Here is a 6,836-nt window from a genome sequence, read left to right as displayed (position 1 = left end):
CGCCGCGCTGCATCGGGCGCCCTCGGCGGCCGCGCCGTCAGCTCGCGGCGATGAGCCGATCGGCCGTGCGCCGTGCCCAGTCCTCGGCCTCTGCGAGCGTCTCGACCGTGAGGGTGCTCGGCGCCTCGTGCTGGTCGACGACCGCGGAGATCGTGTCGACGATGCCGAGGAACGACAGGCGTCCCTCGTGGAACGCGTCCACGGCCTGCTCGTTGGCGGCGTTGTACACGGCCGGGAAGGTGCCGCCCGCGCGGCCGACCGCCTTGGCGAGTGCGACGGCCGGGAAGGCCTCGCCGTCGAGCGGCTCGAAGGTCCACGAGCTCGCGGTCGTCCAGTCCAGCGGTCGACCCACGCCGCCGATGCGGTGCGGCCAGTCCAGGCCGAGGGAGATCGGCAGACGCATGTCGGGCGGGGACGCCTGTGCGATGGTGGACCCGTCGATGAACTCGACCATGGAGTGCACGATCGACTGCGGGTGCACGACCACCTCGATGTCGTCGTAGGCCACGTCGAACAGCAGGTGCGCCTCGATCACCTCGAGCCCCTTGTTGACGAGCGTGGCGGAGTTCGTCGTGACCGTCCTGCCCATGTTCCAGGTCGGGTGCGCGAGCGCCTGCCCCGGTGTGACCTCGGTGAGCTCACTGCGCGTGCGTCCGCGGAACGGTCCGCCCGACGCGGTCACCACCAGGCGTCGCACCTCGTCATGCGTCCCGGAGCGGAGCGCCTGTGCGAGGGCGGAGTGCTCGGAGTCGACGGGGACGATCTGCTCGGGGGCGGCCGCCGCCAGCACCAGATCTCCCCCGACGATCAGCGACTCCTTGTTCGCGAGGGCGAGCGTGCGGCCCGCCTGCAGCGCGGCGAGCGTGGAGCCGAGTCCGATCGAGCCGGTGATGGCGTTGAGCACCACATCGGCCTCGACGTCCCGCACGAGCTGTTCCGCTTCGACGGCTCCGAGGGCCGTGTCCTCCACCTGGAACTGCTCCGCCTGCTCTGTCAGCAGCTCGCGGTTGGAGCCCGCGGCGAGCCCGACGAGCTCGAACCGGCGCGGGTTGGCGCGGATCACGTCCAGCGCCTGGGTGCCGATGGAACCGGTGGAGCCGAGGACGATGACGCGACGCATGACGCCAGCCTAGGACACGGCCGCCGTCGCGCCCGCGCTACTGCTGCGCCTGGACCGGGGTCGTGGCGAGGATGTCGACGACGAACACGAGGCTCTCGTTCTGCAGCTCGTTGCCCTCGCTCGCACCGTAGCCGTCGGACGGGGGCATCACGACGAGCACCTGCGAGCCGACCTTCTGACCTTCGAGCGCCTTCCGGAATCCGGTGACCACTCCCGTGGTCTGGAACTGCGCCGGTGCCGCATCGCGACTCCAGCTCGAGTCGAACTCCTTGCCGTCGGACCACTTGACCCCGAGGTACTGCACGACGACCAGGTCGCCCGAGGCGACCGTCGCTCCGTCACCCTGCTTGAGCACGGCGACCTGGGTCTCGGCCGGCGCATCGCCGTCCGGGATCGTGATGCTGGGCTTGCCGTCGTCGTCCAGCTTCACCTCGGGCATGCCGGGGGTAGGGTCGACCGGCGTGCCGGTGGCGACCTCGGGCAGTTGCTCGACGGCCTCTGCGTACACGACCTTATTCGTCCCGCCCTCGCCGAAGACCTCGCCTGGAAGGGCGAGGACGACCTGCGTTCCGATCGGCTGGCACTCGAGAGCGGCGATGAAGAGAGATGCACTGTTCTGGTCGAGAAGGACGGGAGCCTCACCACCCTCGCTTCGTGCCGAGGAATCGACGACTTCACCTGTCGACGCTTCCACGATCTGGTACTTCACCCCGACGAGGTCATTCGCGACGACTTCGTCACCTGTGCCCTCAGCGATCACCGTTCGCTCCACATCGGCGAAGGCCGCATCAGCTGGCACTTTGACGACGGCATCGAGTCCCTCGCCCTGAACGTCAATGGAATCCGAGGTCTTGCCCGGCTGCGCGTCGAGCAGACACCCACTCGAGGAGGACGGGTCGGGGGTGCCCGAGCTCTCCGGCGAGCCGCTGCTGGAGCAGCCGGCGAGCAGGAGGGTCGCCGCGGCGACGGTGGACAGGACGATGAGCGGACGCTTGCGCACAGTGAGACCTCGGGATCGCGGGCGGGACACTCCATCCTGCCCCATCGCCCTTTGGCCTCCCTGGGAGGTGGGGCGCGAGTCTTCATTCCCACGTCGGCATGGGGCCGGGAGTATCCTGCTCTGATGACCTCTGAGCAGTCCGTCGAGCCCGAACCCGCCTCAGAGGACACGCCGAAGCCGCGCCATGCGGGCTTCACCTACGCGCTCGGTCGCAGCCTGATCGCCCCGCTCGCGCGGCTGATCTACCGTCCCCGGATCGAGGGCCGCGAGAACGTCCCCACCACCGGTCCGGTGATCTTCGCGAGCAACCACCTGTCGTTCATCGACTCGATCGCCATCCCGGTCGCGGCACCGCGGCCCGTGCACTTCCTCGCGAAGTCGAGCTACTTCGAGGGCACCGGATTCAGCGGCCGCCTCACCAAGACCTTCTTCGAGGCGATCGGCGCGATCCCCGTCCGGCGCGGCGCTGGTCAGGCCGCACTCGACGCGCTCGATCTGCAGCGGCAGCTGCTCGAGGAGGGCCTCGCGGTCGCGCTGTACCCCGAGGGGACCCGTTCCACCGACGGTCGCCTGTACAAGGGCCGGACGGGCGTGGCGTTCCTGGCCCTGCAGACGGGCGCACCGGTGGTCCCGGTGGGACTGATCGGCACCGACAAGGTGATGCCGGTGGGCGCGAAGATGCCGACGCTCTCCGAACGCGTGACGGTGCGGTTCGGCGAGCCGCTCGACCTGTCCCCCCACGGACCCGCTACCAGCGGACGCGCACGGCGGCTCGCGACCGACGAGATCATGGCCGCGATCCATGCCCTGTCCGGTCAGGAACTGGCGGGCACCTACAACGAGGCTCCGGCCCAGGGCACCATCGAGAAGATCAAGCAGGCGCTCCCGCACGAGCGCCGCTGAGTAGCGCTGAGCGTGAACCCCGGACCCTCCCGGTAGCGGCGACCACGTGTCCCTTCCCGGGCGAGGAGTCCAACAGCGGTTGCCCCTCCGCCGCGGGGGTCACGCGCTCGCGGTGACCGTGGCCTCGTGCCGCACCGGGAAGTTGACCGAGTTCGCGATGAAGCACCACTCGTTCGCCTGGGCGTGCGCCCGCTCTGCCGCCTCGATCATGGACGGATCGGCGACCACGACCTCCGGGGAGAGCGTCACCTCGACGAATGATCCCCCTCCTGCCCCGTTCTCGCGCATCAGCCCGCGCGCGCTGTCGCGGTAGGAGACGACCACGACGCCGGCGGTGACGCAGGCGTGCAGATACGACAGCAGGTGGCACTCGGAGAGCGAGGCCAGCAGGAGGTCTTCGGGGTTCCAGCGGGAGGGGTCTCCGCGGAACGGCTTGTCGGACGAGGCCAGCAGCGCGGGCTTGCCCTCGATCTCGATGGTGACGTCGCGGCGATAGTCGCGGTATCCGCTCGTTCCGGTGCCGGAGTTGCCCGTCCACGTCGTTGTGAGAGCGTAGCGGTGTTCACCGAGCGGACGCGACGTGGTGTGCTCTGCCATGCGCTCAGTCTGCCAGGTGCCGCCGACGTCGCGACCCTCCGCGGGGACCCCGAGGCCGCGGGACCACCGGCACTAGGCTGGTGGAGTGCTGGAGACACTCACCGTTCAGGATTCCGTCGAGCTCGCCGTCGTCGAACGGAGCGGATTCATCGAGTCACGTCACGCCGGCGCCGCGGTGGTGCTCTCGCCCGACGGCGAGGTGATCGCGCGACACGGCAACGCCGACGCGCTCATCCTCCCGCGGTCGAGCCTTAAGCCGCTGCAGGCCGTGGCGTGCATCACCGCCGGCGCACCGCTGGAGGGCGAACAGCTCGCCCTCGCCACGGCGAGCCACACGGGCACAGACCGGCACGCCGCGGTGGTGCGCGACATCCTCACCGCCGGGGGCCTGACGGAAGACGATCTCGCGTGCCCTCCGGCCTGGCCGGGCGACTCCGCGACCCGCGACGAGCTGGTGCGCGAACACGGCCAGGAGGCGCGCGTCCGCATGAACTGCTCGGGCAAGCACGCCGCGATGCTGCGGGCCTGCGTGGCCACCGGCTGGCCGACCGCGGGATACCTCGACCCCGCGCATCCGCTGCAGGCTCACATCCGGGAGGTCGTCGAGCGCCTCACCGGGGAGAAGATCGCGCACACCTCCATCGACGGCTGCGGCGCTCCGGTGCATGCGCTCACCCTCACCGGGCTCGCGCGCGCGATCCACCGCATCGGCACCGCGTCCGACCGTTCGCCGTTCGCGCTGCACCGCGTGGCCGGGTCGCTCGTCCGCGCGGTGCGCGAGAACCCCTGGACCGTCGAAGGGCCCGGCCGCCCCGACACCATCGCGACCGAGCGTCTCGGCGTCTTCACCAAGGGCGGCGCGGAGGGCGTCATGGTGATGGTGGCGCCGGACGGGACGACCGCGGCCCTGAAGATGCTCGACGGCGCCGCGCGCGCGTCCACCATCGTCGCCGCCACCCTCCTGGCTCGCGCGGGCTCTCTGAGCGACACCGACGTGGCCGGTCTCGCGGAGGCCCTCCCGCTCGACGTGCTCGGGGGCGGTGCCCGCGTGGGAACGGTCCGCCCCGGCGCCGGCCTCTGACGCACCAGCCTCACCGCGACCCGAGCCCCGGCACGACGACCCGCCGCGGCGCGCGGTCCCCCACCACCGACCACGCGCGCCCCTGATGCAGCCGGGCGAACGGCGGGAGGTCGCGCACACCGACCAGCTGGCGCAGATCGGACGGACGCTCCGCGCGGACCAAGACCTCGCCCTCGGCGCGGATCTGCTGCCACAGGGCCCACTGCCGCTGCCAGCCCTCCGCGTCGGCCATCAGGATGCACGGGCTCGCGGTCGTCGGCACGTCGCTCCCGGCCGTCCGCACGTCCCACTCCGGGCGCGCCGCGCGGAGTGCGCCCACCGCGTCCGACGCGCCCGCCGTGACCAGCGCCACGACCGACCTCGCCGGTGCCCAGATCTCCGTCGAGGAGGCAGCGGACTGCCTCGGCCGCTCGTCCGCCCAGGCGAACTGCACCTCCCGCCCGTCGAGCACCGCGCGTCCCGGCGGTCGGTCCCGTACGAACCCCGACGTCTCGCCACCCGCTGCGAGGTGCTCGACGCGCGACGCCGCGCGTAGAAGCGCTCGACGGGGCAGCGCGTCGAGCACACGGCCCAAGGGACCCGATGCCCGTGCGGCCGTGAGGATCCAGGTCGTCGAAGGTGACAGGCGCAGCGACTGTTCCCACCGCTGCGCGAACTCCTGTGCGTACTCGACGGGGAGCTCGGCGTGCAGCGCGTCGATGTCGTCGCACAGCACGAGCTCGGGGATCTCCGTGTCACCCCTGACCCATGCCGCGAGCAGGTCCACCGCGCTTTCCGCATCGGAGGGGAACAGCAGGGCATCATGGCGCTGGGCCGCCACCGCGCGCACGAGCGCCGTGCGTCCGCTGCCCGGAGCGCCGAGCACGGCGAGCCCGCGCTCACGTCCCGGACGCAGGAGCTCCCGAGGCTGCCGCTGTCGTTGCGGGTCGTCGGCGAGACCGAGCACCACCGCGTCTCCCCCGGCGTCGTCGCTGCCGTCGCGATCCGCGCCACGAAGGTCTGCGAGATCGATGCGTCGCGGCAACGGCGGGAGCCAGGGGCTGACAGCCGGAGCCGCCTGGCTCCAGCGCGTCGCTGCACGCCGCAGGTCTCCGGGACCGGTCAGCGCGACGCGCACGAGCTGCGGCTCCGCATCCTGCGGTCGACGCACGAGCGCACAGCCGCGCCCCTCCGGCCCCCCATCGAGCAGCGCCGCGCCGTCGGTCCCGATCACGGCCCTGCTGTCCGCGGGGTCTGCGACCCGCAGACTGATCCGCAACGGGCAGTTCGCCGCCAGGGCATCGCGGATCACGCCGCCCGCACGCTGCGTCCCGAGGACCAGGTGCATCCCCAGGGCGCGGCCGCGCGCAGCGATGTCGATGAACACGTCGCCGAGGTCGGCGTGCTCGAGGAGCAGGGCCGCGAACTCGTCGACCACGATCACCAGGCGTGGCAGGTCGACCTCGGACACGTCTCGAACGCCGGCCGCAGCGAGGGCGGCCTCCCGTCGTCGCATCTCCGCCCGCAGGCTCGAGACACCCCGGCGCGCGCCCTCGTCGTCGAGGTCCGTGATCACCGCAGACACCTGGCGGAGAGCGCGAAGCGGCTCGAACGCCGTCCCACCCTTGAAGTCGGCCAGCACGAATGTCACCCGATCCGGCCCGTACGCGGCACACATCGCCGCAACCCAGGTCACGAGCAGTTCGCTCTTGCCCGCACCGGTCATGCCGGTGACGATCGCGTGCGGTCCGTGCTCCACCAGATCGACTGCGATGTCGGCACCCCGGGCGTCACGGCCCACCATGACCGCGAGACCATCACCGGCCTGTGGGACGATCACGTCGGCCAGCGGCACGCTGAGCGGGAGCTCCGCATCCGTGTCCGACGGCTCGCCCGTTGCCGAGGCGACCAGTTCTGCCTGCGGTCGCGACAGGCACTCGACCGCGACCTCGGTCACGCCCTCCGGCGTGCGCAGCGATGCGGCCTCCGGCTCGACCACGTCGAGCACGGTCGTGATCCCTGACGGCACCTCGGCGTCGGGAGCCGCCGTCCAGATCACCGCATCTGCCGCGACGGGCGCTCCGAGCGCGCCCCACCCCACCCGGAAGGCCCCCCGGCGCGCCCGCACCGCGTGAGCCGCCGCGGACAGGCCGGAT

Annotated in this window: 6 protein-coding genes; 2 read left to right on the top strand and 4 right to left on the bottom strand. The window is 71.8% G+C overall.

Going from position 1 to position 6,836, the window contains the following annotated elements:
* Nucleotides 1–37: 37 nt before the first annotated feature.
* Together dxr and DW309_RS12210 are read right to left on the bottom strand one after the other, a co-directional pair.
* Nucleotides 38–1,120, bottom strand: a complete 1,083-nt coding sequence (gene dxr / locus DW309_RS12215) for a 1-deoxy-D-xylulose-5-phosphate reductoisomerase (protein WP_136030019.1) — start codon at nucleotides 1,118–1,120, stop codon at nucleotides 38–40.
* A 37-nt stretch (nucleotides 1,121–1,157) separates the two neighbouring features.
* Nucleotides 1,158–2,120 carry an FKBP-type peptidyl-prolyl cis-trans isomerase gene (locus DW309_RS12210; RefSeq protein ID WP_136045526.1) on the bottom strand — a complete coding sequence of 321 codons (963 nt, stop codon included), beginning with the start codon at nucleotides 2,118–2,120 and terminating at the stop codon, nucleotides 1,158–1,160.
* 123 nt (nucleotides 2,121–2,243) lie between these two features.
* Here DW309_RS12210 and DW309_RS12205 point away from each other — a divergent pair, with 123 nt between their 5' ends.
* Complete coding sequence (locus tag DW309_RS12205) at nucleotides 2,244–3,023, top strand: lysophospholipid acyltransferase family protein (protein ID WP_205812755.1); 780 nt, start codon at nucleotides 2,244–2,246, stop codon at nucleotides 3,021–3,023.
* Between the two features lie 99 nt (nucleotides 3,024–3,122).
* Here DW309_RS12205 and DW309_RS12200 read toward each other — a convergent pair whose 3' ends face one another.
* Nucleotides 3,123–3,620 (bottom strand): OsmC family protein, encoded by a 498-nt coding sequence (locus DW309_RS12200; protein WP_136030023.1) that lies wholly within the window; start codon nucleotides 3,618–3,620, stop codon nucleotides 3,123–3,125.
* An 85-nt stretch (nucleotides 3,621–3,705) separates the two neighbouring features.
* On the opposite strand from DW309_RS12200, the gene DW309_RS12195 reads away from it, so the two are divergent.
* A complete protein-coding gene (locus DW309_RS12195) occupies nucleotides 3,706–4,701 on the top strand; it encodes an asparaginase (protein ID WP_136030025.1) in 996 nt (331 codons plus the stop codon).
* Between the two features lie 10 nt (nucleotides 4,702–4,711).
* Here DW309_RS12195 and DW309_RS12190 read toward each other — a convergent pair.
* The coding region (locus tag DW309_RS12190) for an FtsK/SpoIIIE domain-containing protein (protein ID WP_136045525.1) at nucleotides 4,712–6,836 on the bottom strand (2,125 nt) is incomplete at its 5' end.

This window comes from Microbacterium sp. K41 (genome assembly GCF_004794395.1).
In the GTDB taxonomy this organism is placed as follows: Bacteria; Actinomycetota; Actinomycetes; order Actinomycetales; family Microbacteriaceae; genus Microbacterium; species Microbacterium sufflavum.
Note: the sequence above shows the minus strand (reverse complement) of the source record. Positions and strands in the feature narration are given on the sequence as shown.